20 protein-coding genes are annotated in these 20721 nt (G+C 58.4%); 12 read left to right on the plus strand and 8 right to left on the minus strand.

The window, feature by feature from the left end:
• Positions 1-81: 81 nt before the first annotated feature.
• From AB4Y31_RS15420 to AB4Y31_RS15460, 9 genes are all read left to right on the plus strand, one after another.
• Complete coding sequence (locus AB4Y31_RS15420) at positions 82-1176, plus strand: NADH:flavin oxidoreductase (RefSeq protein WP_368675302.1); 1095 nt, start codon at positions 82-84, stop codon at positions 1174-1176.
• A gap of 64 nt (positions 1177-1240) precedes the next feature.
• Positions 1241-2626: an SRPBCC family protein gene (locus tag AB4Y31_RS15425; protein ID WP_018442691.1), complete on the plus strand. Its 1386-nt coding sequence runs from the start codon at positions 1241-1243 to the stop codon at positions 2624-2626.
• A gap of 77 nt (positions 2627-2703) precedes the next feature.
• Complete coding sequence (locus AB4Y31_RS15430; protein WP_368674655.1) at positions 2704-3102, plus strand: putative quinol monooxygenase; 399 nt, start codon at positions 2704-2706, stop codon at positions 3100-3102.
• Between the two features lie 38 nt (positions 3103-3140).
• The gene (locus AB4Y31_RS15435; RefSeq protein WP_368674656.1) at positions 3141-4382 is read left to right on the plus strand and encodes an acyl-CoA dehydrogenase family protein; all 1242 of its coding nucleotides are present in this window, start codon (positions 3141-3143) and stop codon (positions 4380-4382) included.
• Positions 4375-5448: a phosphotransferase family protein gene (locus tag AB4Y31_RS15440; RefSeq protein ID WP_368674657.1), complete on the plus strand. Its 1074-nt coding sequence runs from the start codon at positions 4375-4377 to the stop codon at positions 5446-5448. The genes AB4Y31_RS15435 and AB4Y31_RS15440 overlap by 8 nt, the downstream gene beginning before the upstream one ends.
• A gap of 9 nt (positions 5449-5457) precedes the next feature.
• Positions 5458-6204: an SDR family NAD(P)-dependent oxidoreductase gene (locus AB4Y31_RS15445; RefSeq protein ID WP_368674658.1), complete on the plus strand. Its 747-nt coding sequence runs from the start codon at positions 5458-5460 to the stop codon at positions 6202-6204.
• An 83-nt stretch (positions 6205-6287) separates the two neighbouring features.
• Positions 6288-6704: a nuclear transport factor 2 family protein gene (locus AB4Y31_RS15450; RefSeq protein WP_368674659.1), complete on the plus strand. Its 417-nt coding sequence runs from the start codon at positions 6288-6290 to the stop codon at positions 6702-6704.
• 106 nt (positions 6705-6810) lie between these two features.
• A complete protein-coding gene (locus tag AB4Y31_RS15455; protein ID WP_368674660.1) occupies positions 6811-7311 on the plus strand; it encodes an SRPBCC family protein in 501 nt (166 codons plus the stop codon).
• A gap of 114 nt (positions 7312-7425) precedes the next feature.
• Positions 7426-8169 carry a glucose 1-dehydrogenase gene (locus tag AB4Y31_RS15460; RefSeq protein ID WP_368674661.1) on the plus strand — a complete coding sequence of 248 codons (744 nt, stop codon included), beginning with the start codon at positions 7426-7428 and terminating at the stop codon, positions 8167-8169.
• Between the two features lie 45 nt (positions 8170-8214).
• On the opposite strand, the gene AB4Y31_RS15465 is transcribed toward AB4Y31_RS15460, so the two are convergent.
• The 7 genes from AB4Y31_RS15465 to AB4Y31_RS15495 all read right to left on the minus strand — a co-directional run bounded on the left by AB4Y31_RS15465 (position 8215) and on the right by AB4Y31_RS15495 (position 15588).
• Positions 8215-8955: an SDR family NAD(P)-dependent oxidoreductase gene (locus tag AB4Y31_RS15465; protein WP_368674662.1), complete on the minus strand. Its 741-nt coding sequence runs from the start codon at positions 8953-8955 to the stop codon at positions 8215-8217.
• A gap of 230 nt (positions 8956-9185) precedes the next feature.
• Positions 9186-10163: a methylmalonyl Co-A mutase-associated GTPase MeaB gene (gene meaB, locus AB4Y31_RS15470; protein WP_368674663.1), complete on the minus strand. Its 978-nt coding sequence runs from the start codon at positions 10161-10163 to the stop codon at positions 9186-9188.
• Positions 10160-10570, minus strand: coding sequence for a cobalamin B12-binding domain-containing protein (locus AB4Y31_RS15475; RefSeq protein WP_368674664.1), 411 nt, complete (start codon positions 10568-10570; stop codon positions 10160-10162). The genes meaB and AB4Y31_RS15475 overlap by 4 nt, the downstream gene beginning before the upstream one ends.
• Positions 10571-10577: 7 nt before the next feature.
• The gene (locus AB4Y31_RS15480) at positions 10578-12275 is read right to left on the minus strand and encodes a methylmalonyl-CoA mutase family protein (protein ID WP_368674665.1); all 1698 of its coding nucleotides are present in this window, start codon (positions 12273-12275) and stop codon (positions 10578-10580) included.
• Positions 12276-12347: 72 nt separating this feature from the next.
• Positions 12348-13145 carry an enoyl-CoA hydratase/isomerase family protein gene (locus tag AB4Y31_RS15485; protein ID WP_368674666.1) on the minus strand — a complete coding sequence of 266 codons (798 nt, stop codon included), beginning with the start codon at positions 13143-13145 and terminating at the stop codon, positions 12348-12350.
• Positions 13146-13167: 22 nt separating this feature from the next.
• The gene (locus AB4Y31_RS15490) at positions 13168-14367 is read right to left on the minus strand and encodes an acyl-CoA dehydrogenase family protein (RefSeq protein WP_368674667.1); all 1200 of its coding nucleotides are present in this window, start codon (positions 14365-14367) and stop codon (positions 13168-13170) included.
• Positions 14368-14424: 57 nt separating this feature from the next.
• Positions 14425-15588 carry an acyl-CoA dehydrogenase family protein gene (locus AB4Y31_RS15495; RefSeq protein ID WP_368674668.1) on the minus strand — a complete coding sequence of 388 codons (1164 nt, stop codon included), beginning with the start codon at positions 15586-15588 and terminating at the stop codon, positions 14425-14427.
• Positions 15589-15972: 384 nt separating this feature from the next.
• Between AB4Y31_RS15495 and AB4Y31_RS15500 the strand changes: the two genes are divergently transcribed.
• From AB4Y31_RS15500 to AB4Y31_RS15510, 3 genes are all read left to right on the plus strand, one after another.
• Positions 15973-17424 (plus strand): 3-oxoacyl-[acyl-carrier-protein] synthase III C-terminal domain-containing protein, encoded by a 1452-nt coding sequence (locus AB4Y31_RS15500; RefSeq protein ID WP_368674669.1) that lies wholly within the window; start codon positions 15973-15975, stop codon positions 17422-17424.
• Between the two features lie 11 nt (positions 17425-17435).
• Positions 17436-18632, plus strand: a complete 1197-nt coding sequence (locus tag AB4Y31_RS15505) for an acetyl-CoA acetyltransferase (protein ID WP_368674670.1) — start codon at positions 17436-17438, stop codon at positions 18630-18632.
• Between the two features lie 62 nt (positions 18633-18694).
• A complete protein-coding gene (locus tag AB4Y31_RS15510; RefSeq protein ID WP_368674671.1) occupies positions 18695-19948 on the plus strand; it encodes an acetyl-CoA hydrolase/transferase family protein in 1254 nt (417 codons plus the stop codon).
• Between the two features lie 8 nt (positions 19949-19956).
• Here the strand turns inward: AB4Y31_RS15510 and AB4Y31_RS15515 are convergent, their stop codons facing one another.
• Complete coding sequence (locus AB4Y31_RS15515) at positions 19957-20625, minus strand: nitroreductase family protein (protein WP_368674672.1); 669 nt, start codon at positions 20623-20625, stop codon at positions 19957-19959.
• Positions 20626-20721 lie beyond the last annotated feature (96 nt).

Below are 20721 nucleotides of genomic sequence, written 5' to 3' on the forward strand. Positions count from 1 at the left end.
GATTGTTCTCGATGCGGACGCCGCCTATCACCGCTGGGCAAACCGCTCAAGGCAGCGGACTGACGCGAACTGGAGATGCAGATGTCGCATGCCGGACTCTTTGAGCCCCTGGCACTGACGCGGGGCCCGGCCATGAAGAATCGCTTCATGCTTGCACCGCTAACGAACCAGCAAAGCTTCCCTGACGGTCGCCTGTCCGACGACGAGATCCGCTGGCTGGAGATGCGCGCCGAAGGGGGTTTTGGACTGGTGATGACCGCGGCTGCGCCTGTCCAACAGGTTGGGCAAGGGTATCCGGGGCAGCTCGGTGTTTTCGAGGATCTGCACATTGAGGGACTCTCCCGCCTCGCGAGCGCCGTTCGCGCGCACGGCAGCCTTTCAGCAGTGCAGCTCTATCATGGTGGCGATCGCGCTTCACCCGAACTGATTGGCACCCCTGTCTCCCCTTCGGAAAACTCGCGTAACGGCGCCAGGTCGCTGAACTTGAAGGAAGTCGAACAGCTGCGGGATGACTTCATCGCGGCCGCCCTCCGTGCGGAAACGGCAGGATTCGATGGGGTCGAGATACATGGCGCTCACGGCTACATCTTGGCGCAATTTCTGTCTCCGACTATCAACCAGCGGGATGACCGCTACGGCGGAAGCTTCGAAAATCGCTCGCGGCTCATGTTGGAAGTCATCGACGGGATCCGCAGTCAGTGCGGCGACGATTTTCAGATTGGCCTTCGGCTATCGCCGGAGCGCTTCGGAATGCGCCTTGCCGAGGTGCGGGACCTCGCAACGGAAATCATGCGGAAGGAGCAGATCGATTATCTGGACCTGTCATTGTGGGACGTGACGAAGCAACCCCATGAGGAGGAATTCCAGGGGCGCACGTTGTTGAGTTACTTCACGGAACTACCGCGTGGGAACGTGCGGCTCGGCGCCGCCGGCAAGGTGATGAGCGCGGCTCTGGCGGCAAGCGTGATCGAAGCCGGCTGCGATTTTGTCACGATCGGCCGCGCGGGCATCTTGCGTCACGACTTCCCTGAACAAGTGCGGCGTAATCCAGAGTACGACTCTCCGTCTCAGCCAATCGCTGTACAGCACCTGCAGGATCAGGGCGTGGGTCAAGAGTTTATCGCTTACCTGCGCACTTTTCCGGGACTCGTAGCTGAGGAAGGAACTCGGACATGAACTTCATGGCGCAGGTGAGATCACTTGGCAGCCAGTAACTGCTTTTTGCGAGGAGAAGGGGACAATGAATTACGACTACAAAACGGGCTTTGTGGCTTATCCTGACGCGGAACCCGGCAGCCCCGCCGCAAAGGCGCCCTATGTCGATAACGGTAAGGCTCGCATCGACCCGCGCCGTTACTACACGCATGAGGAAGCGGCGCTCGAGTGGGAGCATATGTGGACGAAGAGCTGGGTGTTCGCCGGGCTCGCGCACGACATCCCGAACATCGGCGACTGGTTCAAGGTCGAACTCGGCAAGGAATCGTTCATTGTCGTCCGCAACGCGGAGGGCGATGACGGTATTGCCGCGTATTTCAATCTGTGCCCGCATCGCGGCAACCGTATCGTTCATACCGATTTCGGCAATGCCGGTAGCGGAAGCTGCTTTCAATGCGACTTTCACGGGTGGAAGTTTGGTCTCGATGGCAAGAATGTCGAAATCCGTGACGAGTTTCTCTTCCGCAAGGAAGCCGTCGCGCATCGCCCGGGACTGAAGCCTATCCGCTGTGGCGTCTGGAACAGCCTCGTTTTCATCAGTGTAGCTCCCTCCGGCAAGTCGCTCGCGGAGCATTTGGATAACATTCCGAAGCACTTGGCGCCCTACCCCTTCGAAAAGTACCGTGTAATCCGCGACATCGAAACCTGCTGGAACGCGAACTGGAAAACAGCGCTCGACGCTTTTATCGAGTTCTATCACGCCGACGACGTCCATCCGCAGCTGCTGACTTTCACTGAGACCCTCGAGTGCCAGTACGACCTTTACGCCAACGGGAACAGTCGGATGATCATTCCTGTCGGATACGTGACAAGCAGGAACGAGGACCGCGAAACCGTGACGGATGCGCTCAAAGGCTTCCTGCAGTTCTATGGCGGCAACCCGGACGACTACGTCCACCTGAAAGGCCACGAGTACTATAAGGCGCTAGTGGATGTCCGGAGGAAGTGGGCCAAGCGCCACGGGTACTCGCATTTCGACGATCTCAGCGACGCGCAAATCAACGACGATTGGAATTATTTTGTATTCCCTAACATCACCATCAACGCATTCAGCGATGCGCTTCTGATCCAGATTTTTTCGCCGCACGAGAGCGATCCGAGCAAAAGTTACTACCGGGCGATCTCGCTATGTCTGCCCGTCGGTGGAACGCAGGACATGGTCATGGACCCTGGTCAATTCGGGCCCGAGGCCATGTCGCCGCCGGGCTGGGATGGATCGGAGCGACCGGCAAAGATCATTCCGCAAACCCTTGCCGATTTCGGCTCTGTGCTGGCGCAAGACGCCGTGCGAGTGCCGGAAGTTCAAAAAGGTATCGAGTCCATGGCGTTTGACGGCTACGTGCTATCGGAATCGGAGTGCCGTATCCGGCACTACCATGCCGAGATCGATCGGCTCATTGGTCGCAAATGATCCTTGGCCGAGCACAAATACTTGGTTTCTTAATTAGGGGCACTGCAGTTGGCATGCCTCATACTCGGAGACAAAAAATGGCGAAAGGTTGGTTTCATAATTCGAATTGCTTTTTGGCGCGTTACCCGGTGGATCCGGCTCGCCGTGAAGAGTTTTTGTCGGCACTCAATGACATGTTCACGTTCGCAGAACCTTGGTACGAGGAGCATGCTCATTTCGCATTCCACGGATGGGCCCGCGATCCGAATACATGGGTGGTCATCGCTGCGTGGAAGAGCGAGGAAATCCTTGAGAGGCTGCGGAAGGAGCCCGAGTTCCAAAAGCATAGCGTGCGCATGCTCGAATGTTGCACCGGGCCGATGATCATTGAGCAATTCAGCGGCATGAAGGTGGATCGGAGCGTCTTTGATCTCTATCCGGCTGGGAAGTCGCAGGTTCACCTTCCGACTCAGTCCCTTGGAGTGGAATTCGTTTAACGCGCTATTCCGCACAGGTCGACGAAGGGGGGCCCTACATGGATTTCGGCTTTAGTTCGCGCGGGCGAGAGTGGCTCGCACGAGTACAGACGTTTCTCGATGAGCACGTTTATCCGAACGAGGAACTCTACGAGGAACAGCTCGGGCATGAGTGCGACGATCCATGGCGAGTTCCCCCCATCATGCTGGAACTCCAGAACAAGGCGCGAGAAGCCGGGCTATGGAACATGCATATCCATGACCCGCGCCACGGGCCAAGCCTGAGCAACGTAGACTATGCGCCGATTGCGGAGGCGTTAGGTCGAGTCCACTGGGCATCCGAAGTGTTCAACTGCAACGCTCCGGACAGCGGCAATATGGACGTCCTGTCGCTATTCGGCAGCCCTGAGCAGCAGGAAAAGTGGCTGAAGCCCATGCTGGCCGGTGAGATCAAATCCTGCTTTGCAATGACCGAGCCGGCTGTGGCGTCTTCCGACGCCACCAATGTCGAGACCCGGATAGAGCGCGATGGGGATACGTACGTCATCAATGGCAGGAAGTGGTGGATCACCAACGCTTTCAACCCGCGCATGAAAATCATGATCGTGATGGGAAAAAGCGATCCGAACGCTCCACGCCATAAGCAACAGACGCAGGTCTTGGTGGAACCCAACGCGCCCGGTGTGAAGATCGTCCGGCCGCTGCCGATCTTCGGCTACTACGACCGCCCGCACGGGCACGGCGAGATCGTCTTTGAGAATGTCCGTGTGCCCGCCGAGAACGTCATACTTGGTGAAGGAAGAGGCTTCGAAATCGCGCAGGGCCGCCTGGGGCCAGGCCGTATACATCACGCAATGCGGATCATCGGCGTTTCGGAACGGCTCCTCGAAAAGTTATGTACGCGGCTTTCTTCGCGGGTGGCATTCGGCAAGCGCCTTTCGGACGAAGGCGTCTGGCAAGACCGCATTGCGCGCGCTCGCATTAACATCGAAATGAGCAGGCTTCTCGTATATAAGACGGCTTGGCTGATGGATACGGTCGGCGTCAAGAATGCCCGCAGCGAGATTTCGCAGATCAAGGTGATCGTTCCCGAACTGGCTCAAAGTTTGTGTGACGTCGTCCAGCAAGCGTACGGCGCAGCGGGCATGTGCGACGATTTCGGCTTGGCGTACACCTTCGCGCGCCTGAGGGTCATGCGTATCGGCGATGGGCCCGACGAAGTCCACAACCGAGTTGTTGCACGCAACGAACTGAAGAAGTACGCCTCGCCGAAAGCGAACGAGGTATGCGCGCATGAATGATCGTCAGGAAATGCTGAGCGGCACAGAAGCGCCCCCCGAACATCTTGCGCTGGACGTCGATAGGCTCGCGGCGTTCCTCGCCCCGCAGTTGGAAGGATTGGGAAAAGACTTCCGCGTCGAAAAGTTCAAGGGTGGACAGTCTAACCCCACTTATAAGCTGAGCGGACGAGACAAGAGCTACGTTTTGCGCCGGCGCCCGCCAGGCCCATTACTGCAGTCTGCTCATGCGATCGATCGCGAGTACCGAATCACGAAAGCGCTGTCGGAAATCGGATTTCCGGTACCCCGCCCCGCCCTCTATTGCGAGGACGAAGGTGTCATCGGCTCAGCGTTTTATGTTACCGAGTTCGTCGAGGGACGAGTATTCTGGAACGCCGATCTGCCGGGCGTAGACAAAGCGCATCGAACGCTCATCTATGACTCGTTGAACGACTTTCTCGCCAACCTACATCAGCTCGACTATCGAGCGCTCGGCCTAGAGACGTTCGGCAGAGAGAGCGGCTTTACCGCCCGCAATCTGAAGCGCTGGTGCACCATTTACGAGGAATCCAAGCTCGAGGATGTGCCCGATATCGACTGGTTGATGAAGGCACTCCACGATCGGCTTCCTAACAATGAACCGACGGCCATCCTGCACGGCGACTTTGGCTTGTACAACGCCATGATTCACCCGACGGAGGCCAAAGTTCGGTCGGTGCTCGATTGGGAGCTCTCGACACTGGGGAATCCCTATGTCGACCTAGCACATAACACACGTGCCTGGTGGGAACCGACCGGCTACGTGGAAGGCACCGCAACGACGCTAGTCGGGCTCGACCTGAGTAAGCTCGGCATTCCCAGTATGGAAAGCTATCTGGAGCGCTACTGTCGTCGCTCCGGTATCAGCGCTATACCCAATCTGAAGTTCTATCTGAGCTTCGTTCAATTCAGATATGCCGTGATGATCCAGGGCATCTTGAAGCGTGCATCGGCGGGAACGAACGCGAACCGACGCATCGTACATACCCAGGATCGCGTGGCTGCTATCGCCGCTCTCGCGCGAAGAACGCTTACCGCTCCCGAATAGGTGCCCAGCATGAAGCAATATTTCGATTTCGGCGGCAAGGTTGCTCTGGTCACCGGCGGTAGCCGCGGCCTGGGCGCAGCCATCGTCCGGTCGTTCGCCGAACAAGGCGCCGACGTCGTTATCGCTAGCCGTAACGCAGACAACTGCGAGCGGCTGGCCGCGCAGATAGAAGCGGAATTAGGCCGGCGCGCTTTAGGCATCGGCGCGCACCTGGGTCATTGGGATGATTGCGAGCAGCTCGTCAATGCCGCTTACGAGCGCTTCGGCAAGGTCGATGTTTTGGTCAACAACGCTGGAATGTCCCCCCTCTCCGACAGCTCGCTCGAAACATCCGAGGCACTGTTCGACAAGGTAGTCGGTGTCAATTTAAAGGGCCCCTTCCGAATGACCGCACTGGTTGGGAGCCGTATGGTGCAAGGCGACGGAGGAAGCATTATCAACATCTCTTCCATCGGCTCGATCCGCCCACAACCCGAATATGCACCTTACGCGGGCGCCAAAGCCGCACTGAATGCGATCACCGTCGCGCATGCGTTCGAATATGCTCCGAAAGTTCGCGTCAACGCGATACTTCCGGGCAGCTTTCGAACCGACATTGCAAAGTCGTGGTCGCCGGACAAAGAGAAGAACATCAAGTCGGCAATCAAGCGGTACGGCGAACCCGAAGAGATTGTATCGACCGTCATGTATCTTGCATCCGCACACGCGAGCTTCACGACAGGAGCGCTGATCCGCGTTGACGGTGGCCGCCCATAGCCACGCTGCGAACTTGAAATCATTGCAGTTTCCCGGATAACGCGGTTTCTCTTCGAGCTAGTTAACATCTCCCCGAGGTTCCAATGAACGTAGAAGATCACTTGGCTATCCAGGAATTGACTCACCGTTACGCCTATTTCATCGATTGTTTTGATATCGATAGCTGGGTAGACGTTTTCACTCCAACTGCGATCCTCGATGAGACAGAGCTAGGCACCGGTCTCTTGGAAGGCCATGAGGCCATCCGTCGCTACGGTCGAGAAATCGTCAGTACGACACAGCATGTGGTGCACCTGATGAGCAATCACATCATTTGGTCGCTCGAGCGCGATGCGGCTCGCGGGACCGCCTTCAGCATCGTTGACGTGCTGTCCAAAAGTGACGAGCGAACTCGCTATCAAATCAAGTACGAGGACGAGTATCTCAAAATCAGTGGTTGTTGGAAGATTGCGAGGCGGAAGGTTCGACCGACTCTTCCGCCTGAAGCCGTCAGCACTTGATTCCGAGCAGAGCGATCGCGAGCGAAATTGGCAACAAGCGGCCGTGCGATGCCCGCGTCGGCTGTCTCTCAGTATGAAGTGGTCTCAGCGAGGAGGATTTTTCAAAATGTCTAAGGTGCAACGTGGCTCCGGCATGCGAGAGGGAATCATCGAAAGCAACGTGGAGCCACTCTGGAAATTGCTCACCGACTGGGGAAACCTGGATTGGTGGGGCAACGATGTCGCCGAGGAAGGGATGAAGGCCGGCAGAGCCTACCTCGAGGGTGAGAAAGGCAAGGTGCCACGTACGAAGGTAATCGAGCGATCGAACGCCGATGGTGCCGGCCTCCCTGTCGTGAATCGCGAGACGCTGATTCATGAAGATCATTTGGCACACCGGCTCTACTACAACGCTAGCGATGGGTTCCTATTGGGGGTGCGGAATTACCTCGCCTCATGGCATGTGGATCCTATGTCGGAAGATCGGTGCCGCATGACGATTACATCTACCTTTGACGTTGTCGACCCAGGCAATGGGGACGCGGTGCGCAACACCGTCGAAGCAGTCTACGATGCGATTTTCGACGGACTCAACAAATATTTGGCAAAGCGACGCACGGCGGCGTGAAGAACCAACGGACTCCCGCCCGAACGGGCTGAAGAGGATATCGGGAGTGCCGCCGGGGCGTGCGCAGCGCCAAGCCGCGCCCTTGGCCAACGCATATATCTGAAGGAGACTCAAATGGGTCGAGTGAGTGGGAAAGTTGCTATCGTGACGGGCGCGGCGCAGGGCATGGGCGCCGCTCACGCACGCCGATTGGTTCAGGAAGGGGCAAAGGTCGTCCTGACCGACGTGCTCGACGCGATCGGAGAAGCGACCGCCTCTTCGCTGGGAGAAAACGCGCGCTACCTTCACCAGGACGTAACGAAGGAAGACGAATGGAAGCAGGTTGTCCGTGCGACAGAGGAAACGTTTGGCCCCGTCTCTGTGCTGGTCAACAATGCCGGCATTGTGGCCTATGGCGCTATCGAACAAATGGAAGAACGCGACTATCGACGCGTTATCGACGTCAATCAGGTCTCCGTCTTCCTTGGCATGAAGTCCGTCATTCCATCGATGAAGCGCGCCGGCGGAGGATCCATCATCAACATTTCGTCGGTCGCGGGTCTGTTCGGCGCAAGTCACGTTCTACCGTACACGGCGTCGAAATTCGCCGTGCGCGGCATGAGCAAATCAGCTGCTATCGAACTCGCACCGCATAACATCAGGGTCAATTCGGTCCATCCCGGTATGATCACTACGCCGATGACCACCCCCACACCAGAATCGGAAGCGAGCATCGCTCGTTTTATCGCGGCGACGCCCGCTGCGAGGTGGGGTGAACCTGACGAGGTCGCGAATATCGTGCTTCTTCTGGCCAGCGACGAATCGCGTTTTTCGACGGGCGCTGAATTTGTCGTAGACGGCGGGATCAGTTGTCAATAACGGGGCGCCGCCGCGATTCACCGGTCGCGGCCGCTCCCGTCTCGATCAGATTTGCATGCCGCCGTCGACAGCGAGCGACTGACCCGTGATGTAGCGCGCACGCGAAGAGAGCAAGAACAGCGCGGCGTCCGCGATATCGCGGGCCTCGCCCAGGGCACGTAGCGGAATGCTCTTCTTGATCATCGCCACCGCTTCGGGCGTCAATTCCTGTTCGATGACCTGCTGCCCTAAGCCCGCGGCCACCCAACCGGGGCCAACGCAGTTGGCTCGTACGCCATTGCGTCCCTCCTCCTTCGCTACACCGCGCATGAGCATTTCGATAGCGGCCTTCGGTGCTGCGGATTGGATATCTCTGGCCGGCACACGTTCAACCGCTGCGGTGATTATGGCAACATAAGCGCCGCGAGCTTTGCGGACGTGCGGCAGCGTGGCATGCACAAGGTTGAAGCAGCCGTTGACGTCGACGGCCATGATATTTGCCCATTTGACCGGATCGATATCGCCAATCAACTCCATGTGCAACCCGGGGCCCGAGGCGTAGACGACGGAGTGCAAAGATGCATGGCGCGACGTCACATCATCGATGAACCTGGACACGCCTGCCGCATCCTGAATCGCCAGCCCTGCGACCTCCGCCTTTCGCCCCATGGCCGCTATCTGTCCCGCAACCTCTTCCGCCGCCTTTCTATTTCGCCCGTACGTCAGGACGACGTCGCTTCCCGCGCGCGCCAGCGTCAGAGCGATTTCGCGGCCGATACCGCCGCTTCCCCCGGTAACGATCGCCACCCCTTCCTTGAATCGTGGCTCTTGCGCAAGCCAGGTCTGTTCCACGTCCATTTTCCGTCCTGTCTATTGAGTACTCGAAATCTTCGGCCAAAGCCGGTAGCCGGCGGCCAGCAGGGCCACGTATGTTGCAAGACGACTTATCGGCCTTGGGGCCGGCTCTATCCCGCAAACGGCAATGCCTTGCGGGAGACCGCATCAGTGGCAACCCATCAGTCCGTGCAGGAATTGCATCAAGCCGAGGCTTTGTTAAACAATCGGTCCGAGAGATCATAGGGATCGATCTCTCTATTCAATGCGTCCAACAGCAGCTGAGGATCGCCGCCATGTTCGTCTAGTTCACGTTCGATGCGACGACCTATGACGTCCTTTGCAATCTCGAACGCGCGAGCTCTTAATTGAGTCAAAGACAATTCCTGCGCGGCCGCGGGATGCGCGCTCAGGAAGTCAAAGCGCCGCTGAATCTTTTCGTACAACTCATCGACTCCGCGTCCGGTGGTAGCTTCGGTTGCGACGACATCGGGATACCACCCTTTCAAAGTGTTCTGGTCATTGCGCGAGTGGACCATCTCCCTAAGTGCGTTGACCATTCGATGGCTTCCGGCAACGTCGGCCTTGTTGACAACGAAGATATCCCCGATCTCGAGAACGCCGGCCTTCGATAACTGCGTCTCGTCACCGCTCAAAGCAGTTTGCAAAAGAACGATGCATGACGCGTAGCGCATGACGCCCATTTCGCTTTGGCCTATGCCCACCGTCTCCACGACGATGACATCCCAGCCCATCGCGTCCATGATAGTCAGGGCGTCGCCTGCCGCCATTGCGAGGCCACCGAGCGCTCCGCGCGACGCCATACTTCGAATGAAGACGGCCGGATCCGAATCGTGACGATTCATACGGACCCGATCGCCCAATAATGCACCGCCCGAATAAGGACTCGACGGGTCCACGGCGAGGATTGCAACTCGCTTTCCGTGTCGTCGATACGTCGCAATGAGCTGATCTAGCAATGTGCTCTTGCCTGCTCCTGGAGGACCAGTGATCCCAATCAGTTGCGCTCGCCCTCCATGGCGGTAAAGCTGCTTCACGACGTCACGGATAGATGGATCTCCGTTTTCAGCTCTCGTGATGAGCCGTGCAACGGCACGTAGATTCCCCGACAGGACGGCGTCGACCTGTTGAGCAACTGACATCCGTTCAAGTTCACTCATTGCACAGGTGGCAGGCAAGCGCTGCGAACAAAGGCCAATATCTCCGACGTAGCGGACCCGGGACCAAATATTCCTGATACGCCGATTTTCCGCAGCTGCTCGTGGTCATCCGGATGCACGAGGCCACCCACCATGACTGGCACGTTGCCGACACCACGCGCGTTCATTGCGTCGATGAGCTCTTTTGCGTAGTGCAGATAGGTAGCGATCGAGAAACTGATGCCGACGAGATCGACGTCTTCCTGGATCACTGCGTTCACCATACCATCGACAGTGTTGTGCTCACCTAGGTACACCACCTCGATCCCATTGTCTCGAAACAGCTGCGCCAGCGTGCGGATTCCCTTGGTATGCACGTCCGTGCCAAGCATTCCAAGTAGGCAGCGAATTTTCCTTTCACCGGTCATATCTCACTCAGCTCTCGGTATAGGTAAAAGGTGATTCGATCAGCCTGAAGGGATCGTACGGCAGGCCATTCGCCACACGCACCGTACCCCAAACCTCGCCAATGGAAGCATCCGCGATCAACGCGTCAATCATGGCTTGGTGTGAATTCTCGCGGCGCTTCGCCACGCGGTAGAGTGTTTGGATTCTTTCCGCGAGCTGCGGTTGGTCGCGGGCCGCCTTCATTTCCTTGAACCGTTGTAGATGGCTCGCCATCATCCGCTGGTCGAACGAAAAGCGCTTTGGAGGCGGCTCGTCCTTCGGAACAAATGCGTTCACCCCAACCTGTATCCGCTTTTTGCTGTCGAGTTCTTGCTTCTGGTTGTAGTTGAACTCATCCATCAAACCTTCGATGTAGCCATCTTCGATGGCCTTGACCAACCCGATATCCTCGATCTTTCCAAGCATCGCCAACGCGTCGGCTTCGACTTGATTGGTGAGGCTCTCGATGTAATAGCTTCCGCCGAGCGGATCAGCGACGCGCGCCGCCCCGATTTCGTGCGCCAAAATTTGTTGGGTGCGCGTAGCCAGTTCCCGGGCTTCTTCAGTGGGAATGCAGACCGGTTCATCGTAGGTACAGGTTTCGACTGATTGCACCCCACCGAGCAGTGCTGCCAGCGTCTGCACGGCGGCACGGGACAGATTGTTGAGCGGTTGCTGGTACACCAGGGAGCGACCGGAGGTATGACATGCGATCCGTAGCCGTTGCGCGCGGGGATCGTTCGCTCCGAAACGTTCCTTCATGGTGCGTGCCCAAATCCGTCGTAAAGCGCGAAACTTCGCTATTTCCTCAAAGAAGTCGATGTCCGACGGCGACACCCAGGCCATACTCGGGCACACCTGATCCGCTGTCATGCCGCGTGCGCCAAGGTCCATAAGCGTCTGGTTGACGATCGCCATGCCTACGGCGATTTCGCCGGCTGCACCGAGGCCTCGCTCGCGCATGTCGTACGCCTGTGGGCACCCCAGAGCCCAGCGAGGACTGTTCTTGGCGCTGTACTCGATGCAGTCCACTGTCGTCCGGTGGCCCAGCTCCGCGGGAACGATTTTTTCGCTCCAACCGGCAAGTCTCAGTTGCAGATGGTCCGGCATGTGCGAACCTTGCAGCTTCGTCATGTCCTTCCCCTGCTTCTGTGCCAGCGCCGCGACCAGCGGATAAGTCATCATGGTGCTATGCCATGCAACGTCCTGCTGGGTCACGTCGATACCTTGCAGCAACACCTCCATGTCTCGCACGCACGAGATCGAACAGCCCTCCTGGCCGGCGTCGTTGGTTAGCGCGGGGTGGTCAGCGTCGATCGCCTCCTGTCCGAGCGTATCGACAACGATATTGATACCCGCCGTGCCCATTTGCAGCGCACGTTCGATTCCACCGCGCGTGTCTTCCGGCGCCCCGAAGCCAACAATATTGCGCAGGGTCCACATGCGGCTTCGGTACATCTGAGGATACGCACCACGCGTATACGGATATTGTCCCGGATCACCGAGATCACGTTCGTAGTCAACCTTCGCGGCGTCTGCCGGGCCGTAACTCGCGTTCGTTTCAAGACCACTCCACGTGGCGGTACGCGACAGCTTAACTTCAACGTTCGCGATGTTTTCCGCCAGAGACGAACCACCCTCGTTCCCTTTCATGTCCCTCCTGTCGCCTCCAAAGGAGCGCTTCATTGCTTGGTTCCGGCTTGGCGCGAGCCGATTGATGAACGCGCTCGCCAACCAGTTGTCTGACCGGAACTCCGCTTAAGACCTTTTGCCAAGTTTTTCGCGCAGTGCGGCGAACAGGTTGCGGAATTCATCGCCGAAAAACAGGCCGCTGGCCACGATGCGTTCCACGTTGCGCGCCTGAGCCCGGTCAAGGTCAGCGCACAATTCGATGGCGAGCTTGGCGGCGCCGATCGCTTCGGCGGGTTGCTTTGCCAAATTGAGACAGAACTCCCGTACCCTCGCTTCGAATTCCTCGTCGGAATAGACATCGTGGATCAGGCCGATACGCTCGGCTTTGGCAGCATCCATTTGCAGGTTCGCCATGATGAACCAGCGCGCCCACTGAGGCCCCACCAGCCGAGCCATCCGGCTCGTACCGCCAGACCCGGGAATATTGCCGAATGCTGTCTCCGGCAAACCATAACGGGCGCTTTGTGCCGCGAGGCGGAAATCACAGGATAGCGACATCTCCAGCGCACCACCAAGGCATGGACCATGGTGAGCAACGACAATAGGCTTTTCGATGACCTCGAAGCGATCGAGCAGCGGGTGCAAGCTGCCACGGCCTTCTCGGTACCATTGGCGGAACGCCGTCGGGCTCGCCAGACTAGGATCGGGGCCGAGTTCGCTGTTGAGATCGACACCCGCGCTGAAGTACTTGCCGCGCGCGCGAATCAGCATCACACGCAGCGAAGGTTCGGTAGCAAAGCGCTCCGTCTGTACGATCAACGCATCGTACATCTCACCGTTGATGGCGTTCAGTTTGGACGGGCGGTTCAATACCAGTTCGAAAATCCCATCGGATTCCGAAGCCAGCACAAGGGGTTCGCTCATATTCACATCCTCTTGCAATGAACTACCGGCGCAACAACGCGCCCGCAATGATGTTGCGCTGAATTTCGTTGGAACCGCCGAAGATGCTCCAGCATCGGCCGTAGAGGTAGGCGTAGTTGATTGCCGCGGCCTGTCGCCATGGCTCTGATGCGCCAAGCCCTCCGTCTCTGCGACAGGTCGGGTCATAGCATGCCCCGTACACACCAAGCGCATCTCGCCAGAACTCGGTCATCCGCTGCAGCAATTCCGTGCTGAGCACTTTAAGAACCGATGCGCCGACGCCGTCATCGCGCCCAGCTTCCCATTCATCGAAGTAATGGCGCTCCAAGGCGACCAACGCGGTGAGACTGGCTTCGATCTCCATCATCCGCGCCCGCGCAAGCGTTCGCTCCACATCCGGCATTCGAGCGGCATAATTGGAGAAGGTCTCCTTGATCTGCCGCATTTGCCGGATCCTGCTTCCAGTATCCGCAATTGAAGTTCTCTCTCGCGACAACAGGAATTTTGCAATCTTCCAGCCTTCGCCGTCGGCACCAACCAGGTTCTCGGCGGGCACACGAACGTTGTCGAAAAACACCTGATTCGTATGGTGCTCGCCATCCAGCGTCACGATAGGTTCGACCGTGATGCCGGGCGTGCGCATGTCGATCAAAAGAAAGCTAATGCCTTGCTGCTTTTTGCCGGAACCATCTGTGCGAACGAGACAATGCATCATGTCCGCCCAATGCGCTTCTGTCGTCCACATCTTGGTACCGTTGACGACGTAGCACTCCCCATCGCGCACTGCCGCCGTCGACAACGAGGCCAAGTCCGACCCGGCATTCGGCTCCGAGTATCCTTGGCACCACCACGTGTCGCTGCTGAGGATACCTGGCAGGTATCGACGTTTCTGTTCTTCATTGCCGAAGGTGTAGAGCACGGGGCCGACCATGCTGACGCCATAAGGAATGATCATGGGCGCCGCATTGAGAGCGCACTCCTGCAAAAAGGCGTGCTCCTTTCGCATTGACCAGCCCTGTCCGCCGAACGCCACGGGCCAATTCGCCGCGAACCAACCGCGACGGTGCAGCGCCTTTTGCCAGCCAACGTAGTCGGCTTTCTCCAGGTAAAGGCCGTTTTCTACCCGGTACCTGGTCTCGGCAGCAAGTTCGGAACGCACGAACGCCCTGACCTCTCGCCGAAACGCGGCCTCGTCGAATTCCGAATCTACACCACTCTCCATCGCACTCTCCTGATGTTTCTACGCTCGTCCAGGCCACTACCCAGCAGACGGCTTCGCCTAGCTACCCGAAGCCGCGCTTTGGTCGACCCAAGCGCGTATCAGCCGCGTCAAGACCACCAGCCTTGCATTGCAATGACTGACGATCAGTTCGTCGGTCACGCCCATGCCCCCATGCATCTGAATGGCTTCCTGACCAACCAATTTCGCTGCCCGCTCGACCACCGAGGATGCAGCAAAACAAAGCCAAGCGTGGTCCCCCGATGTCGCCGCATCGACGCGGCCGGCAAGCTCGCGCGTAATGGCTTGGGCCTGAACGAGACCCATGTGCATATCTGCATACCGGTGCTGTAATGCCTGAAACGTCCCGATAGCGACGCCGAACTGGACCCGAGTACGTAGATATTCGCCTGTCACTTCCAAAAGCAATGCCATAACACCGACCGCGTCCGTGCAGTAAGCGCTCACGGCCCGCCGGCTTGCGAGGTCCATGGCCTCTCGAGCAGCCTCCCCTTGAACCCATGCGGTCGATAATGGAATAGCCGTGTCATCGAAACGAATGTCAGCAGCCGGCTTACCGTCCATAAGGCGATAGCCGGCGACATGCGCCCGTGTCTCTGAACGGGGAACCCGAAAAATCGCAGGTGTGCCATCGCTGTCAACCGCCATCAGCAGCCAGAAATCAGCCTGTTCCGCGAAGGGAATGAGCGACAAATTCCCAGATAAGCGGTAACCCTCTTGGGTTTTCTTGAAAGAGAGCTGGTCCGGCACGCCTGAGCGGCCGCCAAGCATCGCCGTCACGCTCGCGCCCTCGATCGCTTGCGTGACAGCGTGCCCCCGTTGCTCCGGATCTCGACCACGCGCGAGTACAGTGCCAGCAATCACCGCTGATTCGATGAAGGGCTCGAAGATCAAGCCTTTAGCCAATACTGTCACAGCATCGGCGATATCGGCACTGGCTCCGCCGAGGCCCCCGAAAACTTCTTCGAAAGGTAGCCCGAGCACGCCGAGCTGCGCCAAGAGCCCCCAGTGCAGCAAGCAATCCACGTGGCCTTGTCTCACGCGCTGATGCCGTGCGCTTGGCTCATAAGATTCTGCGATGAAGCGGAGCAACGTATTTTCGATAATGCTCTTCGATTCGCGGTCCAACGGAGAACTCATAACCACCTCAGGAGACAACATCTGAACGGGTGCGATCCCCACCCGGCCTTTGATCGCCAGCACTCAAATTTGGTATGCAATCATACCGTGTTGATGCATACTTTATCTGGCACTGCATATTCTGTAAAGATTAATGCACGGGAGGGCGCTGTCAAGGACCGCAGTCGGCATGGCACTGGCACCGGAAACCATGCACCCCTCCGATTCTGCAGCGCCCTCCTGCACCTCGACCGGCCAACCGGCGCACCAAGTCGTGCACCCTTGGCACATTACATATGACGCTGGCAGTTAGCACTTTGCAGACGTCGAACGAATTCAGCAGCGGGGCACCTATCACTCCACGTCGGTTGACCCATCTATTCTCGTAGTGTATCGTATCCTTGCATACTTCTTTTGCTCCTACCGCAGCAGGAACTGGCCAATCAACGTGAAGGGCGACAAGTGTCGATGAACAACACCTATGGAATCACGGGCTTCGGAGGCTACATACCGCGGCTCCGGATGCAGCGAGCCGCCATCGCCGCCGCGCATAAATGGATGGCGCCTAGCCTTCGCTCCCTGAGCAAGGGCCAGCGGGCATTCTGCAGTTGGGACGAAGACGCCGTAACGATGGCTGTCGAGGCGGCACGGGATGCGCTCGACACCAAGCCAACGTCCCATTTTGTTGCTGTGTCTATGGCGTCCACCACCATGCCGTTTGCCGATTTGCAGAACTCGGCCATCGTCGCAGGAGCCCTCGGTTTGCCTGCCGACGCAAGGACAATGGACCTAGGTTATTCGCAGCGCGCCGGTACTGCCGGTCTTCTTGCAGCCCTGCAATCAGCATCGGGGCCCGCGCTCTTTGTCGCAAGCGACCGCCCTCGCGGCAAACCGGCCAGCACGCAGGAGATCGGCTACGGAGCCGGCGCCGCGGCATTCACTCTCGGTAGCGAAAACGTTCTGGCGCATGTGATCGGATCTTCTAGCCGCAACGCAATGTTCGTCGATCACTTCCGCGCGGCGAACGCCAAATACGACTATGTCTGGGAAGAGCGCTGGATTCGCGACGAAGGCTACGCAAAGCTGGTTCCGCAAGCCGTAAGCGCCGCGTTGACGCAAGCAGGTATCCCTGCTGCCGAGGTCAGCCATTTCATTTTGGCAACACCAATGAAGGGCATCGCCGCGATGATCGCAAAGAGTCTCGGCATTCCTCCTGAAGCAGAAGCCGACAACCTTAGCGAGAACTGTGGTTTCACCGGTACCGCTCACGGGTTGCTCATGCTTGCGCACGTGCTCGAGCGCGCCGCCCCTGGCGAAGTCATCGTAATAGCCAGTTTCGGCCAAGGCGTGGATGTGCTCGTTCTGCGGACAACGGACGCGTTAAAGTCCTTCTCACCCCGCCGTGGCATTAACGGCGCGCTGGCCGACGCACAATCCCACGATGCCTATCTGCGCATGCTCTCCTATGATGAAGCCATCGAACTCGAGTGGGGCATGCGCGGCGAGAAGGTGCTTAAGACAGCCCTAACCGAACAATACCGGTCCAGTTTTCAACTGGCCCACTTCATGGCGGGCAAATGTGCCAAATGCGGGACAATCCAATTCCCTCAATTAGCCTACTGCGTCAATGCTTCGTGCGCAGCACCGAGCGAAAACTTCCACCAACTCTCTCTAGTGGATGAGAAGTGCCACGTGCTCACTTATACCGCCGATTGGCTCTCGTATCATCCAGCGCCGCCACTCTACGTCGGTTTCACGCAATTCGAGAACGGCGCTCGCCTGTTGACCGAGACCGTCGACGTCGGCGCAGCCGGGCTCGAGGTGGGCACCCCGCTCAAGGTGGTATTCCGGATCAAAGACGTAGACAAAGACCGTGGATATCCGCGTTATTTCTGGAAAACCTCACCGGTACAAGCATAAGGGGCGCAATCATGGCATCTGGCATCAAGGACAAGGTCGCCATTCTTGGCATGGGATGTACGAAATTTGGCGAACGCTGGGATGTAGGCACGCATCAGCTCATGGCGGAGGCTTTTGAAGAAGCGCTGGTCGATGCCGGGATTGAACGGAAGCAAATCGACGCCGCGTGGTACGGATCCTGTCTCGACGAAATCAACGTAGGCAATTCCTCGATTCCGGCGTCTCTTGCACTGCGTCTGGAAGGCGTGCCGGTGAGCCGCATGGAGAATATGTGTGCTACCGGCACCGAGGCGTTGCGCGGTGCCGTCTACGCGGTGGCATCGGGCGCGGTAGATATCGCCCTAGCGATTGGCGCGGAAAAGCTGAAGGACACTGGCTATGGCGGCCTTCCTGCGCCCTACAAAGGAACGCTGAACGACCTTTGGCTGCCTCTGGGTTCCGCGCCAGCCGGCTTTGCCCAATTGGCGGCCGGATATCGCGCCAGGCACGGGGTATCGCACGAAGATCTAAAGAGAGCGATCGGCCATGTCTCGTGGAAGAGCCACGAGAACGGCGTCAAGAGCCCAAAGGCGCACATCCGCAAGAAGGTAACGATGGACCAGATCCTCGGTGCGCCGATGATCGCGGAGCCGCTTGGCCTATTCGACTGCTGCGGTGTGAGCGATGGAGCGGCGTGCGCAATCGTCACTACACCCGAGATCGCCAGGTCTCTGGGGAAACAGGATCTGGTGGCGATCAAGGCAATTCAACTCGCCAGCAGCTCCGGTATTGAGTCGCACACAACGCAGTGGGATGGGAGCTACGTCAGAACGACGCGCCACGCAGCTCGACGTGCCTATGAGGAAGCGGGCATTACGAACCCGCGCGAGCAGCTGAGCCTGATGGAGGTTCACGACTGCTTTTCGATTACCGAACTGGTTACGATGGAAGATCTGTTCGTCTCAGGCGAAGGCAGAGCCGTAACCGACGTTCTCGATGGCTTTTACGATGCTGATGGAAGTGTCCCCTGTCAAATCGACGGGGGCCTGAAGTGCTTCGGCCATCCCATCGCCGCATCGGGACTGCGCATGGCCTACGAAATCTACAACCAATTGCTGCATCGCGCTGGCGAGCGCCAGTTGGACAATCCAACTGTCGGACTCACGCATAACCTAGGCGGCGTTCCCTACCTCGGGGTTGCGGCGATCTCGATTCTCGGTCTTCTCTAACGACCCGCGTGGCCGGTTGCCGCAGGGCAGCGGGAACCGGTGCGCGGGCAGGTACAACAACTATGGCTGAGTACATCGCGGAGGCCGAGCTTGCCCAACTGGTCAAGCCGCAGCACCACATATTCATTCCGGGGTCGAGCGGCGAACCTTCCGCGTTCATGTCTGCGTTGCTGCGCGAGCCCAACCGTACACAGCACGCGCACATTCTCACGAGCTACGTTCCCGGAATCAACAAGCTGGACATCGATCGATTCCATCCCACCGCAGCCGTTAGCGGCTTGTTCATGCAGCCAGGGTTGCACGATGCACAACGCGACGAGCGCTATCGTTTCCTTCCTGTCACGTATGCGGGATTCGTTCGCCACATCAGGGAAAACGTCGAGCTGGACTTGACGGTGCTCCAGGTCTCGCCGCCCGATGAGCAAGGGTTGTGCTCCCTTGGGCCGGCCGTGGAATTTGTCCCGACCGTGATCGGTAGAACCCGACGTATCCTCGCCCTGATAAACCAACGCACGCCGCGGGTGTCCGGAGCAGCGACCGTTCCATATTCGCGGTTCGATTACGTATGCGAGGTTGATTCGGCGCTCCCGCAGTACGTCACGCCACTCGACGACAGCTCGATATTGGTAGCGCGCCACGTTGCCTCCCTAATCGACGACGGATCAACAGTTCAGATCGGGCTAGGTAGAGTGCCGGCGGCCCTCTGCCTTCAGCTCAAAGACCGTCGCAACCTCCGATTTCATTCAGGCATGCTTTCCGATGGTTTCGTCGATCTGGCCGCGGCGGGCGCAATCGATGAAAGTGTTATCCACGCCTGCTGCGTGCTGGTAGGATCCGAATCGCTCTACCGATGGGCAGCCGAATGTGAAGCTCTTCAGGTCGTCGGTTGCGAGGTGACGCACAACCTGCAGACGTTGGCCGGCAAAGACTGTTTCATCTCGGTCAATTCGGCACTTGAAGTCGATTTGTTCGGGCAATGCAATCTCGAGCATGCTGATGGCCGCTCCATTAGCGGGCCCGGCGGCGCACCCGATTTCGCGCGTGGGGCACGCCTTTCCAACGGCGGGCGGAGCATCGTCGCGCTTTCGGCGACACACAGTGCCGGAACGGGATCACGCGTGGTGCCTCAGCTGAGCGAGCGGTCGATCGCGACACTCTCGCGCGTCGACGTCGACTACATCGTCACCGAATTCGGGGTCGCCCGCCTGGTTGGCGCAAGTGTCCACGAACGCGCCAAGGCGTTGATCGATGTTGCAGCCCCCGCGTTCCGCGAGGGTTTATCGCGTTCCTGGCGTGAGATTGCCGGTTGCCTTTAGCTTGACGCTCACTTACTACGTCTTTCGTCAGTGTCGCCGCGAACGAACATAGCGACTTCGTCGACTGAGCGTCTTAGGAACGGCTTGGCCGGGGCCGAGGGATACCCAAGAGTGATCAGCCCTTGCGCTTGCCAGTGCGCCGGCAAACCTAGAACCTCGGCTATAACGTCGGGGCAGAACAATGGAGCACATAGCCAACACGCGCCTAAGCCGACTGCGTGGGCGGCCAACAGCAGGTTAGCGCCCGCCATCGCCGTACTTTGTACCGCCATCAACTGTTCGCACCGGCTGCGAATCGGATCCGGATAGGTATCCATATCTTCCATCGTCATGCATACGACGATGATTACCGGAGCAGAAGTGATTCGAGCATAGGATCGCTCGACGTCACGCTCCACGTCGCTTGCCTTGTCGCCATCCCGCAGGCGGTCGCTCCGTAGACGCTCGCCCATTGATGTAGCCAATGCCGCCTTTCGGTCGAACGCATCAATCACGGCGAATCGCCACGGTTGCCGGTTGTGTGCGGACGGCGCGGCGATCGCGGCGCGTAGAAGACGCTCAATCGTGTAATGGCTAACGGCGTCTGGCTTGTATCGCCTTACGGAACGTCGGCCGGAGCCATCGAACGAAAGAACAGTCGGGCCGTCCGGAGAATCGATTACAGGTACGTGATCCATAAGTATGAAACCCTACAACGTCGAGCAGTCCCGGGCAGCGTTCAACCCGGCAAGACGCCCGAACGTCAACGCATTAGCGATGCCGATTTCGCCTCC

The organism is Trinickia sp. EG282A (genome assembly GCF_040965455.1).
GTDB lineage: Bacteria > Pseudomonadota > Gammaproteobacteria > Burkholderiales > Burkholderiaceae > Trinickia > Trinickia symbiotica.